This is a genomic window from Peptococcus simiae, from assembly GCF_046097595.1.
Taxonomy (GTDB): domain Bacteria; phylum Bacillota; class Peptococcia; order Peptococcales; family Peptococcaceae; genus Peptococcus; species Peptococcus simiae.
This window is the reverse complement of the sequence record NZ_JBJUVG010000001.1, coordinates 41,338-58,849: the sequence shown is the minus strand read 5'-3', so window position 1 is coordinate 58,849 and position 17,512 is coordinate 41,338. Positions and strand designations below refer to the sequence as shown.

Annotated in this window: 3 protein-coding genes and 1 pseudogene; all 4 read right to left on the bottom strand. The window is 47.4% G+C overall.

The features are described from left to right. Positions 1 to 375: 375 nt before the first annotated feature. Positions 376 to 9,396 (bottom strand): Ig-like domain-containing protein, encoded by a 9,021-nt coding sequence (locus ACKQTC_RS00130; RefSeq protein WP_408976423.1) that lies wholly within the window; start codon positions 9,394 to 9,396, stop codon positions 376 to 378. Positions 9,397 to 9,454: 58 nt separating this feature from the next. After that, positions 9,455 to 14,743 (bottom strand): hypothetical protein, encoded by a 5,289-nt coding sequence (locus ACKQTC_RS00125; RefSeq protein ID WP_408976422.1) that lies wholly within the window; start codon positions 14,741 to 14,743, stop codon positions 9,455 to 9,457. A 625-nt stretch (positions 14,744 to 15,368) separates the two neighbouring features. Next, entirely contained in the window at positions 15,369 to 16,307 is a 939-nt protein-coding gene (locus ACKQTC_RS00120; RefSeq protein ID WP_408976421.1) for a transketolase family protein, read from the bottom strand. Then, a pseudogene (locus ACKQTC_RS00115) lies at positions 16,307 to 17,146 on the bottom strand (transketolase); the annotation flags it as partial. The gene ACKQTC_RS00120 and the pseudogene ACKQTC_RS00115, both read right to left, overlap by 1 nt. Positions 17,147 to 17,512: the final 366 nt, after the last annotated feature.

The window sequence follows — 17,512 nt, the reverse complement described above, 5'->3', positions numbered from 1 at the left end:
GCTACTACGGTGACAGTAACTTCTTCCACCCCAGTGGCCTCTAGCACCAAATCAGAAATATCAACCTTTATATCTCTGAGCCAAAATGCATCTGGGTTATCCTCTGGATTCATTTTAGGAACTTTAGGTGGATTTTGTCTCGCCATAGTATAGTCTACACCCGGTAGCTTTATCATATATTCATTGGCGCTAATGGGTATTACATCTAGTTTTCTCTCATCTTTTGCATATGCTAAATCCATAGGCACCATGCTTAAAAGCATAGTTATTGCCAATAGAACACTTAAAATTCTCTTTCCCATATGCCCTCCTTAAAAATACCTCTAAGGCGAGGTGATCTCGCCCTAGGGTATAATTTAAAAATCTAGGAATCCCTTAAACTATAGCTAACGTTGAGTTATCTATATAATCCGGCGTAGGTCTTGAATCAGTAACTCTTGTAGCACTAATCTTTATAGCATCCCCGAATTCTAAAGGTTTATCCAAACTAATAGATCCTGTTCCACCTGCACCAGTTGTTGTTTCGTAACTTTCTTGTGTTAAGTCATTGCGAGTAATCGTTACAACCACGTTACAGCGACCAGGATTAGTCGTAAAGATAATATCCTTACTGTCATATATCGCACTATCTACTGTAATCTGAATAGCTGGCAACCCTAGAAGACGATTAGCTTCTTTCGTTTTTTCGACTAACTCTTTCACCTGATCCGCAGTTTTATCTTTGCCTTTACTATCAATGACGGTTCCAGCGTCCTCACTTGCTTTTTCGCCTTTTTTAATTTCATCCTTAGGCTTTTTATCTTCCTTAGCATCATTGATTGTTTGATCAAGCTCATTTTTAGCTTTTTCGAGTTCATCTAAAGCTGCATCCATTTTCTTTTTCTCTTCGATAGCCTTTTCAATCTTATCCTTAGCCTTATCGACTTCATCTTGGCTGGCGGCAGGGTCTTGGGTTTTAACCTGTTCGCCTTCCTTAATCGCTTCTTCTAAGGCCTTATCAGCAGGAGTACCGTCATTGCGGCCGCCCTTTTCTGTGTCAAGGCTATCCTTACCGTCTTGGATGGCTTTATCGAGAGCCGTGGTATCTACGCCAACCGTAACTGTATCTGATACTGTTTCAGACTTACCAGGTTCAGTTGCTTTTACGACAATTGTATCTCCATCGTTTAGCTTGTCTGTCGATACTTTGAAATTACCTTCTCCATCTGCTTTACCTACAATTTTCTTTGGTTCGCCGCCATCTTTTGATGTGACTTCAACAACGATATCTGCACCAGGACCTGCTGTACCACCGACTGTCGTATCACCAGATTTTACTGGATTAACCGAAGGTTTAGTAGAAGGTTGTTTATCCACTACAGTGACCGTCTCAGCTGGTGATTCAACTTTGGAATCGTTGATGGTCGAAACCTTAATAGTATCGTCCTTCTTCGCCGATGGATCGAGGGGAACGATGACTTTGCCATCTTTGACTTCAACTTTGGCATCTGGTTTGCTTTCAATCTTCCAACTACCGTCGTCTTGTTTTTTGATAACGAGGGAGTCGTTATCGTTCACTTTGACCTTAATGGTTTTAGCGGTCGGGTCTGCGATGGTCGGATCTGCGACCTTCACATTCTTGTCACCAGAGTATACAGGCTCTACGGTCGGTTTTTGTGATGCCTTTTGAACGGACACTTTATCAAAGACTTCGTTCGGTGTTGGCTTTTCACCATCTTTAAAAGTAACTTTGATTGTGTCTCTGTCATTTAAAGGCAGTTTACCTTTGACGGGAATTTCTAATTTACCATCAGAATTTGCCTTAATTTTCACTTCTGGATCACTACCACCAACCTTCCATGTCTTGCCGGTCGCATCAGTCGTATCTTTAACGAGTGTAACTGTGTTGCCAGCTTGGTCGGCGACTTCGATGGTTTGAATTTTGTCTTCAGCATTAGGTGCGTCGACAATGACCTTTTCGTCATTTTCCCTAACGGGAGAAATTTCAGGTTTGGTCAGTTTAGCACTGGTGTCAGGTTTCCAATTGCCATCTTTGTCGCGAATAACTGTAGCTTCTTGAGGTGCAGATTCCGTTTTACCGGTTTCTGCTGCGGTAATTTGAATCTTTGTACCTTCCGGAAGTTTTTCTGAAAGGGTTGCAACCAGATAACCGGCGTTATCCCCATCACCTGCTACAGGTGTTCCTTCAATTAGGTTGCCAGTTGCTCCATCTTTAGTAATCTTGATGGTGGCACCCGTTGGTGCTTTGAAACGGACTTTTGTCTTTGTTTCTTCGCCAATATTGGCTGCGGTAACGTCTGTCGGTTGAGCGGTACGGTCTTTGTTTACGGTTAAGGCTGTCGGCGTTTCGCCTTCAAGTTTTACTTGTTGGTTATCTTTATTGAAGGTTTTGGTCGCCTTAATCTTTAAGCCATTATGACCGCCATCCGCTTTATCTTTAGAGGAAAGTTCTGCATTATCTACTGGTTCAACCTTGATGCCGTATTCAGCAAACTGGCTAAATTCAACAATCATCTTATTGTCGTTGCCATCAGTTAAGAGAACTTTCATGCCTGCTAACTTTAAGTTATCGCCATTGGCATAAACCATTTGATTCGGCGATGCCACGACTTCCATAGCTTTAACGTTGTTTTTGTCAAAGGCTTGGGAGGAGTCGGGTTGGCCGTTGCCGTCTTTGTCTGTAAAGACAATGGTTTCTTGGACAGCGGATTCACCCTTTGGTGCTTTTTTAGCGGTGACGCTGACTTTGGTGCCGTCTTTTAAGGGTTTCTCTGCTTGCTTAGCTTCAATGGTATATTTACCGTTCGCTTCAACCGTTGCTCTACCAACTTCTGTTCCATCTACTTTTGCAATAACTGTTGCGCCAACTTCGCCTTCACCGGTGATGGTGGTGAATGTTGGCTTTTCGCCTTTGTTTGATGCAAGCGCAGAAGGTCTGTCGGTTGCGTTAAGCTTTGCTACGGTCAGTTGAACGGCAGAGTCTGCAGTAACATTGCCTTTAGTGACTGTGATCGGTTTGCCGTTATGATCTTTGTTCGTCAATGCAGGTAGATTGGCAAGGTCAACGGTCGTTTCACCAACTTTAATGGTAATGCCGTCAAGGGTTGTATTATCTTTTGCCTTAAGGCTTGTGCCGTCAAGGGTAAAGGTTTTGCTTACGCCTTGGGCGTCTGTCGCGATGACTTCTAAGCCTGTGAGATCTAATGTATCCCCTTCGGTATAGCCGGCTTTTTTCGGTCCTAAGACTTGTAAAGCAGAGATGGTTGCAGGGTCAAATTGACCTACCTTGTCGTCGGTCTTGTCGTCGTTTCTATCGTCAAAGACATAGGCCTCTGTTGACGGAGAGTCAGATTTACCGACGATGGCGGCTTTCACGGTTACTTTTGTACCAGCAGGAAGTAGGTCATCTAATTCTGCTTTGTAGGTGTAAAGACCGTTTGTGCCTTCGGTTTCTGCTTTTACGGTTTTTGTTTTAGCTTGTCCGTTGAACTCATAGCTAATGGTGACTGTTGCACCTTTTTCCGTATCCCCTTCGACTGTTGTGAAGGTTGCCGGTGTTTTGGGTGTATTCGTGCCAGTGCCAATATTTCTAGCCAATGCTGACGGACGGGTGGTGACACGTTTGCCGTCTTCATTGCCGTCGTTATCGGCATCACGGAAGACTTTTGCTTCAACAGGGTCAGAAGTTAATGCCTTATCCGTATCTTTTGCAGTTACCTTAATGATGTCGTTTGGATTTTGCTTATCCACTTTTACCGTGAACGACCCATTTTGTGCATCTGCAATGATCGTTTGGTTACCAGTAATGTCCTCACCTTGGGCATTGGTAATCTTAATCGTGGCACCAGGTTTAGCTTTACCTGTAACGGTTGTCTTGTCCTCTTCTTCTGTCGTTACTTGACCATCAACCACTTTGTTTTGGTTCATGGCTTTAACGTCCGTCGGTTGTTGTGATTTTTGGTCTTTGTCGTCTTTGCCGTCTTCATTCACGTCATCAAAGACTTGTTTGACGATAGGACCGGATTCCGTTTTACCTGCTTCTGTGGAAGTAACTTTTACAGGCGTACCGACGTCGTATTTCTTGTCAAGTTCGACTGTAAATTCTCCATTTTGTGGAACGGTGATGGTTTTTCCACCTGTTAAGTCTTTACCGTCAAGGTCTGTGACTTTAATGGTCGACCCCGCTGGTGCTTTACCTGTCACCGTGGTTTTTTGCGGATTTTCTCCTAAGTTTCTAGCAAGAACGTCTTTCGGTTCTGCCGATTGGTTTTTAGAAACAGATAGGGTGGTGACGGTACTACCGTTTACATTACCCTTACTGACAGTAATAGGTTGGTCGTTATGGTCAGCAATGGTTAATGCCGTTTCTTTAGCAGGATTAATTGTAAAGCCTGCTCCAGCAATCGCATCTGCACCATCGTATTCTTCTTGGATACCCGTTCCATCTTTAGCGATGATTTTTAAACCAGCAAGATTAATTTTCTCGCCTTCAGCATAAGCCATCTTGGTAGGACCAAGGACGGTTATTTCCTTAAGGCTGTTGATGTCGAAGGTCCCTGCTACATATTGAGCTTCAATTACTGTTGCCTTATCGAAGGTTCCCTTTAACTCAGGTTTCCAGCCAGTATGACCAAAGTTTTGGTTCGGGATAACTTTCGGGGCTTTTTCGGTGAGGTCAACGGCCTTGTCTTTTCTGACGTAGGTCGTGGTTTTAGCACCTTGAGCGAATTGACCGTTTTCACCCGGTTTAAAGGTGATTTGTACGAAACCATCTTTTGCTTGATCAGAGAAGTCGGATTCGTAGGTTGCGGTAAAGCTTTTAGCTTCTGTATAAGTTGTAGCTGTTTCTAAATCCGCTTTATTTTGGCCATCTTTCCATTCTACGAAGGAATAGTTGGTGTCTGCTACGACTTCCGGTGCTTTTTCACTGAGTTTAACAGCCTTCTTGGGGTTGACCCAGAGGACGTTCTTAGCACCGTCTGCAAACTTCCCGTGGTCGCCTTGGTTGAAGGTAATTTCGGTCCAGCCGGCGACAGGTTTGTCGGAGATATCAGAGGCGTAGGTGGCTTTGATTTTGCTTTCATTAGCAAAAGTGCCAACCAATTCTCTGTCCCAACCTGTATGGGTTTTACCTTCTTTTGCGGTAACGGTTGGTGCCTTGTCAGTCAGGTCCACGATGGTGTCGGGCTTAACCCAAACATCTTTGGTGGTTGTGTTACCAGCAAAGGTACCGTCTGCTTCATTGGTTTCAAAGGTGACTTTATTGAAGCCTTCGACCTGAGTATCAGAGGTATCAGCTTGGTAGGTGGCCTTAACGGTTGTTTCTTGGGTGTATTTCTTAGCCGGGGTTAAGGCCGGGTCCCAACCGGTGTGGGTGTAGCCTTTAGCCGCTACAATGCTCGGTGCCGGTAAGACCAGCTCTTTATCCGGGTTGACCCAGTAAACAGTGGTCGCATCCTTAACGAATTCACCATGGTCGCCCTTGTCGAAAGTTACCTTGGTAAAGCCTTCGGTTTCTTCGGTCTTAATATCACCTTCAGATACATAGAGGGCGGTGATGGTGGTTTCTGTTTTAAACGTATCAACGAGGGGTTTATCCCATCTGGTAAATGCGTGGCCTTTGTTGGCTACAGGCGTCGGGGCTTTTTCGCTTAAGTTGACTTCTTTGTTGGGGTTCACATAGAAGACGGTCTTGGCATCTTGAGCAAAACTGCCGCTCTTACCTGCATTAAAGGTTACTTTTACATAGCTATCTTTTTTCTCTTCAGAAATATCGGAGTCGTAGGTGGCGGTAATGGTGGTTTCAGCAGTGTATTTCTTGGCTTGGGTTAAATCCACTGTACCATTGGTATCTTTCCAGCCGGTATGGCTGTAGCCAGCATTTGGAATAACAGCGGGTACCGGCAGGGTTAATTCTTTAGCCGGGTTGACCCAAAGTTCTGTTTTAGCGCCGTTTACGAATTGCCCGTGATCGCCTGCAGCGAAGGTAATCTTGGTGTAGCCGGCCTTTTCCTTATCGGAGAAGTCAGAGTCTAGTTCGTATTGGGCGGTAATGGTTTGGGCTTCGGTATTAGCCGGATAGTTGACAATTAAACTCTTATCCCATTGGGTGAACCGGTAGCCGGCATTGGCTTTTACGCCAAGGGCTTCTGCTTTGTCTCTAAGATCAACAATGGTGTCCGGTTTTACCCAGAAGTCTTTCTTCAGGGGGTTAGCGGTAAAGCTACCGTTTTTACCTTCATTAAAGGAGACTTTGATGTAGCCTTCTTTTTCGGTATCGGAAATCGGATCCTCTGAAGTATAGGTGGCTAAAATCAGTTGGTCTTTATCATAGATCTTAGCACCTTCTACAGCCGGATCCCAAGCCTTGAAGGTATAGCCAGTGTTGGCTGTAACAGTCGGTGCTTTCAGGGTAACTGCTTTGGCCGGGTTGACGTAGATGGTCTTGGTTCTGCCGTTGCCAATTTTACCCTTGTCTAAGGCGTCAAAGGTGACTTTGGAATAGCCTTCTTTAGGTGTTTCAGAGATATCAGCATCTGCCTTATACCGGGCAGTGGTTGCAAAGTTTGCAGCGAAGGTTGCAGGAATAACCGGAGCCCAGGCAGGATCAGCTTTTACCCAACCGGCCTTGGGTACGATGGTAGGAACGGTGACTTTACCTTGCTCAGCATCTTTCTTCACTAAGAACTTCGTCGTCCCTTGGAGACCGCCATTATCGCCGGACTTAAATTCGACGGTGACATAGCCTTCAGGAATGACTTCCGGGAATTCACCGGGGACTTCGATGACATCATCTTTGACCACAAGGGTCATGTCATGGCTGGCAGTAGCGCCCTTGCTGTCTTCTACAGTGTAGGTAACGGTATAGGTGCCGGGGGTTGTTTTTGCGGTTTCAGCGTCAACCGTTTGGCCCTTGGCATTGGTTACTTTAACGGTATAGTACTTGCCGCTGGTTTGTTTTAAGTCGATTTTTTCATCCACTTTAGGACTAGTTTGTGCTTTGACGTTATCGCCATCTTTTAAGACGACAAAGCCTTTAGCTGCGGTTTGATTTTCTGTTGCCTTTACGTCAACGACTACCTTTTTGTCCAAGTCGAGGGCGTCGCCTTTAATGATGGACATATTGGCGGGGCCTTCGATTTCAGGTAGGTTATTGGCAGTCAAGGCCTCAATGGCTTTTTTGATGGTTTTATAAGCCGCATCAAGTTCTTTTTGATTGGCTTCACTAGGATCATTTGCTTTTTTAGCAGCTTGGTTGATTTGGTCTTCAGGCTTGGATGCCTTGCCAACTAAATCATTATAGGCCTTGTCAACTGCTGTTTTAAGGGTCGCATACTTATCCTTATCCACGCCTTTTTTGTCTTTGAAGTTTTCAAGAACTTTATCGGCGGTGGGCAGGATGGTGTTGAGGTTGTCCGGGTTAAGGGCAACTTTTGCTTGGGGCACGCTTCCGCTGATGCCAAGTTCATTAACATAAGCAAAAATCTCTTGCCCGGCAAGGAGCTTGCCGTTAGCAGCTTGGGCTTTCCAGTCTTCAGCTAAGTCGCCATACAATTCTTCATTAGCAGGGTTGCTAATGTAGTCCTTGTTGATATAAGCGGTAACGTGGGCAGTTAGCTTGCCTTCTTTTTCAGTAACTGAAGTGACATAGCCCTTCCCAATACCATAGCCGGCTTTAACATCACCGGTGCCGACAGTCACTTCTTTACCGACTAGAGACTTGAACTCGGCTTTTTGTGCCTCTGTCGCAGAAGCTGGTAGGGTCATGGTCCCAGTAACGGTTTGGTCTCCGTGGCGGGGTTGAGTTAGGGTAATATCTGCGCCTTCGGTCAGGCTAGATTCTACGGTCAGTGCACCCTTGGTATAGCCTTCGGCAAGATCTTTGGCATCTTGACCCGCCCCATCTTTAAGGGTGGCTTTAATTCTCTGCCCGTTATGACCCTTATCAAGAGCTATGTCCTTGGCCGGGGTAATGACGATGTTGTTCGCTGCAAATTGATCCGCCGGAATTTTTACCCGGTTGCCATCGGCATAGGTGATTTCAACTTCCATGCCTGCGGGGTCAAATTTGTTGCCAACCGTGTAGGTCATCTTGGTGGGGTCTTGGGTAACTTTAAAGCCCAAGACTTGCTTGGCAAAGTTGGCAGTGTAGACTTTACTACCGCCGATTGGCCCGGCTGCTTGAGCAAAGTCAAAGTCTGCACCAGATGCGTCGGTCCACTTGGTAAAGGCAGACCCGAAGGGATGGGTGGCTGTAGGTGCTGCCGGCACTTTTTCCTTAAATTGTTCCCAGGTAGACCCTTCTTTTGCGATATAGGTTTTGCTTTCGTTTTTAAGGTCTTTATTGGTGAAGTAGCCTTCACCGGATTTAAAGGTGATTTCATAGTAACCTTCCGGGGTGGGGAGGTTGGGGTCAGGCTTTTCCTGAACTTTTGGCAGGAAGGTGAGGGTAATTTTCCCGCCAGTGATAACGTCATATTCTGTGGCGAATTTCACTTGGCTTTCGGTTGCACCTGCTGCCTTTAATTCGCCGGCTTCTTGACCATCAATGGTGATCTTAGCGCCTTGAGGCTTGTTCAGAGGTCTAGCCCCATATTCTTCAGCGAAGGCCCTTTTATACGACTGGGACTTATTTTCCAGGGGGATGGTCATATCGAGGGCATTAGGCCCATTAACAACCCATTTAAAATTCTTTCCTTCTACTGCCTTAAGCTCCTGATTATATTGTAGAGGGCTGACATCTCGCCCAAAGGGATCTTTATAGGCAGTAGAAATAGTTGGGTTAGCTATTTGAGTTACGGTAATATTAATGGTCTTATTGCCATTTGTAGCTGTTTGAGTTTCAAAGGCTCTAATGTCAACATTATCCGTTATGGTATCACCTGCATCTGCAGAAAGACTCATAACCAACTCTACTGATTGTGCAGCCTCGATTTCTCCTCTTGCGACCTCAAAAGTAAGGGTTCGCTTATTTAAAGAAAAATTCTCGGTTAAAGAATCCTTAAGGACCTCTCTCCCCCCAGCATAGATAAGCTTCGGGGTCAACTTCATAGACCCGATTTTATCTTTTAGGATATCCCAGTCAAAGTCTTGACCGGCAAAGCCGACCAGGTTGAGGTTGGCGGTGATGGTCACTTGCTGGTCTAGGTTTTGATTTGAAGGGAGGGCTCTTAGACCAAATGCCCCAAACAACTTAAAGCCATTTTGTGGCGCCTGGTCATAGGCTTGTTCTTTTGCATGGCCTGTAATATCAAAGATGATTTGCTTTTGTGTTTCCGTTTTCTCTATCTCCAGGGTACCGGCAGCAGCCCCATTAGAGGGGCTGGCCGCTACCGGAGTGACTACTGAAAGGAGCATAGTCAAAACCAAGAGAAAGGATAGAAATTTCTTTTTCATGTTTCTCCTTTCTTTTACTTACTGCTATCTTAGTGGATAAAATTTTCAAGTTAGAGACTTAATTAATGGTGAAGGACATGGGGTTGGAATAGGCTGTGGGATCATCTTTCATAACGGCTTTATAGTCAAAGCGGTGACCCCGTTGAGCCTTATAGCGCTCTGTTGTCATTTCACCGGCATCGTCAACTATATAGAGCTTGATGTTTTCAAAGTCATCGGTGGTATTTTCCTGTTCACCCTTAGCCACCAGACGCCCTTGATTGTCATAAACATTAACTGTTGCAATAGCACCAAGAGGTGCTTTTACAGAAGCGAATTTCATATTCCGAACAGGTCTATCAGCTTCAACAACAATGACTTTAGAAGCATTGTAGGCAGGCATCTCAGAGGACTTATTGCCATACTTGTCAAAGACAACGATGCGGACATTATCCATATTGGTGTTGCCGTCATTTTCCAGTGCAGATAAGAGTTCTGCAAAGCGTTCGTCTGTGGTTACTTCTTCAACGCTGTCACCAATTTTGAAGTGAACCTTTTGGATATTGGTATCATCCCGGTCCGTAAATTTGAGGTCTTGGGCGACCAGGTCAATAAAGAAGCGCCACTTGTCGTCTTCCGCTTTAGCCGTTACATTGGCCCCGGTCAGGTCAAGGGTGATGGGTTTCGCAGAAATGCTGGATGGCTTGGCTGTCTCAATGGATTGGATGTAGAACTTATCCGTTTCTTTAATCTTGGACGCTTCTTCATCCCGGACATTGAGGTCTTTGATGTCAGCAGAAACATTTTCATCACCTGTATCGGCTTTAGGAATGGTAAAGATTAAACTTTCCTTATCCGTGTACTCTGCAGGTGCGCCGATTTTTTCATAGGTTTTACCGCCTTCTTCAAAGGTATTGGCCTGTTCAATCGGTGTCATACCATCTTCAATGAGTCTGAGCAGCTGGTATTTGGCATTGCCCCGCTGGGGTTCGTTTAAGGGGCCGGCTTCCAGCTTCGGTACTTTCATTTCGATACGGGTGTTATAGTCTGCATCCCGTGTAATTTGATGGGCATTCACCACAGCCTGGGCCGGTGTTAAAGGATTGATTTTGAAGTCGGCAAATTCAGAGTGAAGGCCGCTGGCAATGATATGGTTTTGTGCGAATACTTTTTGAGTCGGCTTGGCTTCTGCATCCAGGTCTTGGCTGCCTTCTGCGCCGTTAAAGCCGGCTACCGTTAGCTTATCGCCATCTAGGGTCGCCTTTAGCTGTGCGCCTTTAGTGTCGGTCACTTGCCAGGAGCCGTCACCTTGTTTCTCAAGGGTAACCGTTCTGGCTGTGTCTTTTGGCGTATCTTTTTGAGTGGTACCGTGTTCATTTTTGGTCGTTTCTGTTTCGAATTCACCAATTTTAAGGGTGACCTTATCGACCATCTTGTTCTTGTAGTTAATGACCAACTTGGTATCACCGTCATAGATGGGGTCCAGGTCAGGGGTGGTGATATCGGTCTTAATATTGTATGCCCGAATTTGGTAGCCTAGGAACTTATCTTTAGCGTGGCCTTTCGGTGTTGCGCCGGAGACGGTGTCTCTATAAGTAGCTGCGGTAAAGGTATCCACCTCATTGCCTCTATCAAAGGAGATGGTTTGGGTTTTCGGCAGGCCCTTACCATCATCTTCCGGGCCACGAGGGCCTTTAGCGACTAGTTTCCCAGGATCGTCCGGGCTGGGGAAACGGTCATAAACGTTGACAGAAAGGTTTTCCCATTTCTGGCTGAAGTTTTTATACTTGTCTTCTTCACCGGGTTTTACCTCGACTGCGGCGTAGGATAGACGCTCACCGTATTTGTCGTAAACAGGGAGCATCCAACTGACATGGTATTTAACTTCCTTAGTTTTTGCCGTATCCGACCCTTCCGGATAGTAGGTAATGGTTTCTGTCTGTTCCGGCGTGGTTTTAGGATTATAGGTCGGTAGGAGGGTATCTTCTGTTAAGCCGAAGTCATTGACGTTAATGGTGTAGTAGTTGGCCGCAGCTGCAACCGTCGGGTCGTTCCAATCAGTAACGTAAGTTCTATACAGAAGGCCAAACTTCACTTCATGTTGTTTATCCTTATCTGTAAAAGAAACAAATTCCCCAGTGTCTTTTTCTAGTTGCGTATACTGCTTGTGGAGACGGATTTTAGCGTAGTCTCTATACACCGGATAAAGGTCGATATTACCCATTTTATCCAGATTGCCGTCTACTCTCAGTTTATAGGTGTTGGGCAAGTAAGCGGTTTCCGCTTCGTTCTCCGGTGTCCCTTTCTTATCCTGGAGTAGGGTCAGCGGGAATTCTTTAGAATCTGTTACGGTCTTCGGTAAAAAGTCGGTTAAGTGCTCCCCGTTTTTAACCTTGTCTAGGTTGGGGCTGCCGTCTGCTTTACCGAGCTGCCAGCCGATGAATTGGGTCTGTGTGTTAGGCCTTTTCTCATCGCTCGTCTCGCTAACCTTATCATACCGATAGGCAAAGTCTTTATTTGCCACATTGGAACTATTAGCATGGCTGTAGAAGACTTCCGGCACATTGACTAAAGCGTAGCTGGAAGTGCCTTCCTTGACGATGTTCTTTTCGGTAATCGGAAGGATGATATTTTTAGAAGCATCACCTGAGGGGTGGTGAAGGATGACAGACAGGTCCCCCCATACGGCGTAAACCGGTCTATGGGTATCTACCGGGGAGTAACCGGTAAACTTATAGGCCGTGGTAGAGGCGTTTTTCCACTGGTCAACAGTGGTTAATTCTTGAGCGGCCATAAATTCTTCAGGGGTGGTATTTTTCTTAGTGGACCAGCCGAGGAATTTTTTACCTTCTTTGGTGACTTCTGCTCCTTCGCCGGTAGTTACAGGCATTTGGCGCAATTTAAGGGCATCACCTGTAAGGGCACGGCCATTATGGTCAGCCAGTTGGGTTATCTCCTGACCACCAAGGGAGGCCGTCACCTTACGAAGGTTATCGGTGGTTTCTTCGCCATTTTTATAACCCAGGAAACCGTTGGGCTGGTATTTAGCATTGGCTGTATAGTCAAACTTTTCTTCTTTTGCGTTGTACTTAAAGTTGTAGCGGTACTGGGCGTTTAAGGGAACAATTTTTGTGGTGACATCTTCCGCCTTGTTTCTGGTTCCGTTATTGTGGTGGAAGAAAACTTTAGTTTGGACTTGTTCAACCACTTCCGGTTTAGACTCCAGAGCCATATGCTCAATATCTCTATTGGTGAATAGGATTGGCGTATCTTTTTCCAAGGTCGGGAAAATGAATTTGTTTTCAGCTGTTGAGATAGGCGTCGTAAATCTGTAGCCATCATATTCTTTGCCACCGACCTTTACCTTTTCCTGGTCTCTGCTCGCTTCAAACTTTTGGGTTCGGTCTTTATCGACCATTTTTATTTCAGCACCAATATAGTAGGTAGACCCTTCAATTTTGTTATCGTCAGTAAAGATTTCGTCGATTTCAGGTTTGAAGTCGGTAGCAACGAGGGTGCCTGCCGAAAGGGTATCTTGCCAATCCGGAATTAATGGTACATAGCTTGTTACCTTCTTCGCCGTACGGTCGACTAAAGGCGGATTGACAGAGTTATTGTTGAAATATATTTCAGCAGATTTTAAATCTCTTACACCCTTGTTGACTGCCAAGGTCAGTTTGGTGCCTTTTTTGAGCTTCATTGGCGCTTCAGCTTGAACGGTGTAGGTGTAATTTCTATGGTCTGTACCTCTATCGACCTTAAAGTTAGACCGAAGCTCCATCTTATTTCCCGGCCCATCTACATAGATCATCATCTTGTTTTCTTTGGACTGGCCAGCGGTATTGACGACCCAACCCTTGTCCGTAGCCGGCTGATCGAAGCGGACGTGAATCTTGTCGCCTGCCTTTAGGTCAAGATCTTCACTTAAGGTGAAATCAAAGGTGTCGGTCCCTTCCTTGGAGTTGTCATAGATAAAGGTAGAGTAAAAGGCGGAATGGGACAGGTTATTGCCTTCAGCAAAGGTATTCGCCAGCTTTTCCTTATCCACATAGTAGCGAATAATAATCCCATGACCATAGTTCATAGTAGAGGGATTCGTTCTTTCAGAAAAGATGTCGTTCATCCTATTCGATGTCTTTACAGACACAATCTTATCTTTATACTGGGCTTCTGTATTAAAGTCGGATGCTACCACTTGAAGGAAAGCTCTGCCGGTTCCATCTCCTGCGTCGTTAAGATCGCTTTTCTTGATGGCTTGAACTAAGTTTGGATTTTCAATCGTTCCATCGTCGTTAAAGGCATTGTTTAAAGCACCATTGGAGAGCATTTGATACATGTAGGCGACGGTGCCATCTTTACCAACTGGCCTTAACGTATCGTAGAAGGACTTGTCTACAACTTGTCTGTAGCCAATAGGAAACCCATTAGGATTTTGCCCAGCAGCTAAACCTTCTCTATTAAAATGATGACGCACCTCTACATAGCCCTGTTCCATATTGTAGTGGATAGTCGAGTTTGAACTATGGTAGTGAGGACTGGAAGGCTCGAGGTATCTCAAGAGACCTTTGTCAAATCCACTCTTTACCCCAATGGTTGTACCAAAGGTATAGGAGTTATAGGCTTGTTGACTATCGCCATTATCTAGGTTTCCGTCGGTGTAGACGTCTTTTTTATCAGAGTCCGTCAAACGCATTTGAACTAAGTATTGCTCATTCTTCGGACTGAGCTTAGAGATGTCAAGGCCATCTTTTAAAACCAAGTTAATGGGTATTTCATTGGAGGCACGGGCGGTCGCTCTATTGTGGTTTTCTACAAGGCTCACCGAATAAACATTATTAGACCCTGCCGTTGCGGTATCTTCTTTGCCAAACTGGGTGACGCTTGTATAGTCTGTAGAGTCATTCTTCCAGCCTGTACCCGATGTCCCTGATACGCCATAGTAGATGCCTGTCCCTTGGTCGTTGAAATCAATCATGCCTGCTAATTCGTCTTGAATTTTTAGCAACATGGTATGCCATACAGCCGTCGTGGCCGCATGGTACTGCCTGTAGGATAAACGGAGGACGGTCTTGCCATCCGGGCGGGTGAAGTAACCATTGTAGTTAATGGTTGGTGTCTTTAAACCCTCTGCCACCCCGGAAATGGTTCTCAACTTGTTGTTATGGGTGAGGGGCCAATAGTTTTTACCGTCCTGGTTTTTATCGGTAATGGACCAGTCAGCCGGTTCTAAGGCCCGGGTGGCGATACCGCCTTGAGTTTCAGGATCTGCGGGGATGGCGGCCTGGGCATCTAGGGGAGCAAGGCCGGCCAGCATGGCTGCAGTGAGCAATGAAGCAATGATTCGCTTCATTCCTTTTTTTCTTTGCATCTAATCTCCTCTTTTCTTTAAAAATAATCTATAAAGGTGCTTGGCTTATGGGCCGGACTAAAGGTACTTTTGCTTGATAGCAGACAGGTAGGTGTGGTGGCCATAGTGGCGCAATGGAATCATCCCCCTTCTATGGATAGTTATCTATGTACTTATCTGCACTCAGCCATGAAAAGAAAAACCATACCTGCTTTTGTCAGTTCTATTTTTTTGCAAAAGCAGGCCCTGTAGGCGAACGATGCAGACCTTATTGTAAGGATTCGCGCAAGCAGCAATCCCTAGTGAAGTGGTCGTTTATGTACACTATTCATTCCCTTACATATCCCATTATAGAGGACTTCCAGAGGACGTCAAGTTTTTCTATTAAATTGATATTTTATTTTTTTCCTTATTAACCCACTAATTAGTGCCATTTTGTCTGTTTTGCAACGCTGGAATTCTTTTTTATGCGGATTTGCAGTTCTTATAAAGCAGTTTAATCGTTATCTATAAATATTCTTTTTCTCATTTTGCGGCTTCAAAAGCGGCTGTTGCCGGGCAGCCGGCAGGCATAGAAAAACCCCGGTAGACGCAGCTTGCGTCTACCGGGGCTAAGTGTCGGATTTTTCCTTTTCAGGTAGCTGGTTTAGTTTTTGCGGTCGATGGCGCGGGCGGCGGCATCGGCGATGGCTTGGGGGGTGAGGCCGTAGGCTTCCAAGAGGGCATCGGGGGTGCCGCTTTGGCCGAATTGGTCTTGGATGCCGACCATTTCGAGGGGGACGGGGCAGGCTTGGCCGAGGACTTCGGCAACGGCGCCGCCCAGGCCGCCTAGGATGTTGTGTTCTTCGGCGGTGACGATGGCACCGGTGGTTTCGGCCCAGTGGACGAGGGCTTCCTTATCCAGGGGCTTAATGGTGGCCATATTGAGGACGGTGGCGGAGATGCCCCGGTCGGCCAGGAGGTCGGCGGCTTCCAGGGCCCGGGCGACCATGATGCCGCAGGCAACGAGGGTGACGTCGATGCCTTCCCGGAGGACGCCGGCCTTGCCGATGACAAAGGGGTCGGCGGTGTCGGTGATGACGGGGACCTTGGGCCGGCCGAGCCGCATGTAGACGGGGCCGGGGTGGTCGGCGGCGGCGATGACGGCCTGGGCGGTTTCGGGGCCGTCTGCCGGGACGAGGACGGTCATGTTGGGCAGGGCCCGCATGAGGGCCAGGTCTTCGATCATCTGGTGGGACCCGCCGTCTTCACCGACGGTGAGGCCGGCGTGGCTGGCACAGACTTTGACGGGGAGGTCGGGGTAGCAAACGGAGTTGCGGATTTGGTCATAGGCCCGGCCACAGGCAAAGACGGCGAAGGTGGATGCAAAGGGGGTGTAGCCGGAGGCGGCCAGGCCGGCGGCGGTGCCGATCATGTTTTGTTCGGCGATGCCCATGTTGAAAAAGCGGTCGGGGAAGTCTTTGGCGAAGAGGGCTGTCTTGGTGGACCCGGACAGGTCGGCGTCCAGGACGACGATGTCTTCACGAATATGGCCCAGGTCTGCCAGGGCTTTGCCGTAGGCGTCGCGGGTAGCTTGTTTATCCATTACTTATCCCCTTTCAGGCATTCTTCCAGGGCCCGGGCCAACTCTTCTTCAGAGGGGGCGGTACCGTGCCACTTGCATTCGTTTTCCATGAAGGATATGCCATGGCCCTTGATGGTGCGGAGGACGATCATATGGGGCCGGTCGCCGGCTTGGGCGCTGGCGCCTTCGACGGCGTCATGGATGGCCTGGAAGTTGTGGCCATCGACCACTTGGACATCCCAGCCGAAGGCGGCGAACTTAGCGTCAACCGGTTCGGGGTTCATGACGTCTTTGGTGAAGCCATCGATTTGGAGGCCGTTGACATCGGCGAAGGCGATGAGCCGGCCCAGCCGGTAATGGCTGGCGGCCATGGCGGCTTCCCAGACCTGGCCTTCGTCCAGTTCACCGTCACCTAAAAGGACAAAGGTGCGACGGTCGGACCCATCCAGGCGGGCGGCCAGGGCCATGCCGATGGCGGTTGAAAAGCCGGTGCCCAGGCTGCCGGTGGACATTTCCACGCCGGGGACCTTGCGCATATCCGGATGGCCCTGGAGCTTGCTGCCCAGTTGGCGCAGGCTCATGAGGTCCTCCACCGGGAAGAAGCCCCGGTGGGCCAGGGTAGCGTAGAGGACCGGAGCGGCGTGACCCTTGGACAGGACGAACCGGTCCCTGTCAGGCATATCCGGGTTCTGGGGGTCAATGTTCATGGCGTAAAAGTACAGGTAGGTGAGACATTCGATGGCAGAAAGGGAGCCACCGGGGTGGCCGCTTCCGGCTTGGGCGATCATGCGTAGGATATCTGAACGAATCTCGCCGGCATGGGCCTCCAGCTCCTCCATCTGAAGCTTACTCATTTCTTTCCTCCGTTTCTTCTTGACAAGGGGTTAAGCCGAGCGGGTCGGCATAATTGATTGATGGTTGGCAGACTAGGCTGCAGGGGCAGGCTGACCTGCCCGGTCTTTCTATAGTATAGCAAAAGTAGGGGGCCTTTTACACGCCTTTTGGACTTTTTTCCAGCTAATTATAGCCTATTGACCGCTCTAAACCCAAAGACCTAGACACCGGTCTTTTCCCAATCCGGGAGCCGGTCATAGCTCTTTCTTTTATACACAGATGCCTCACCTCTCCCAAATCCGCATGCAGGTCCTTGGATCTGAAGAAAAGACCGGAAGGGTCAGCCTGCCCTCTCTAAGCCACCAAGCACAAAAGGCTCCCGCCTGCGGATC

What these genes read in the sequence shown, in the direction of transcription:
- ACKQTC_RS00130 (WP_408976423.1), bottom strand. Translation starts at nt 9,396, where the DNA reads ATGAAAAAGAAATTTCTATCCTTTCTCTTGGTTTTGACTATGCTCCTT.
- ACKQTC_RS00125 (WP_408976422.1), bottom strand. Translation starts at nt 14,743, where the DNA reads ATGCAAAGAAAAAAAGGAATGAAGCGAATCATTGCTTCATTGCTCACT.
- ACKQTC_RS00120 (WP_408976421.1), bottom strand. Translation starts at nt 16,307, where the DNA reads ATGGATAAACAAGCTACCCGCGACGCCTACGGCAAAGCCCTGGCAGAC.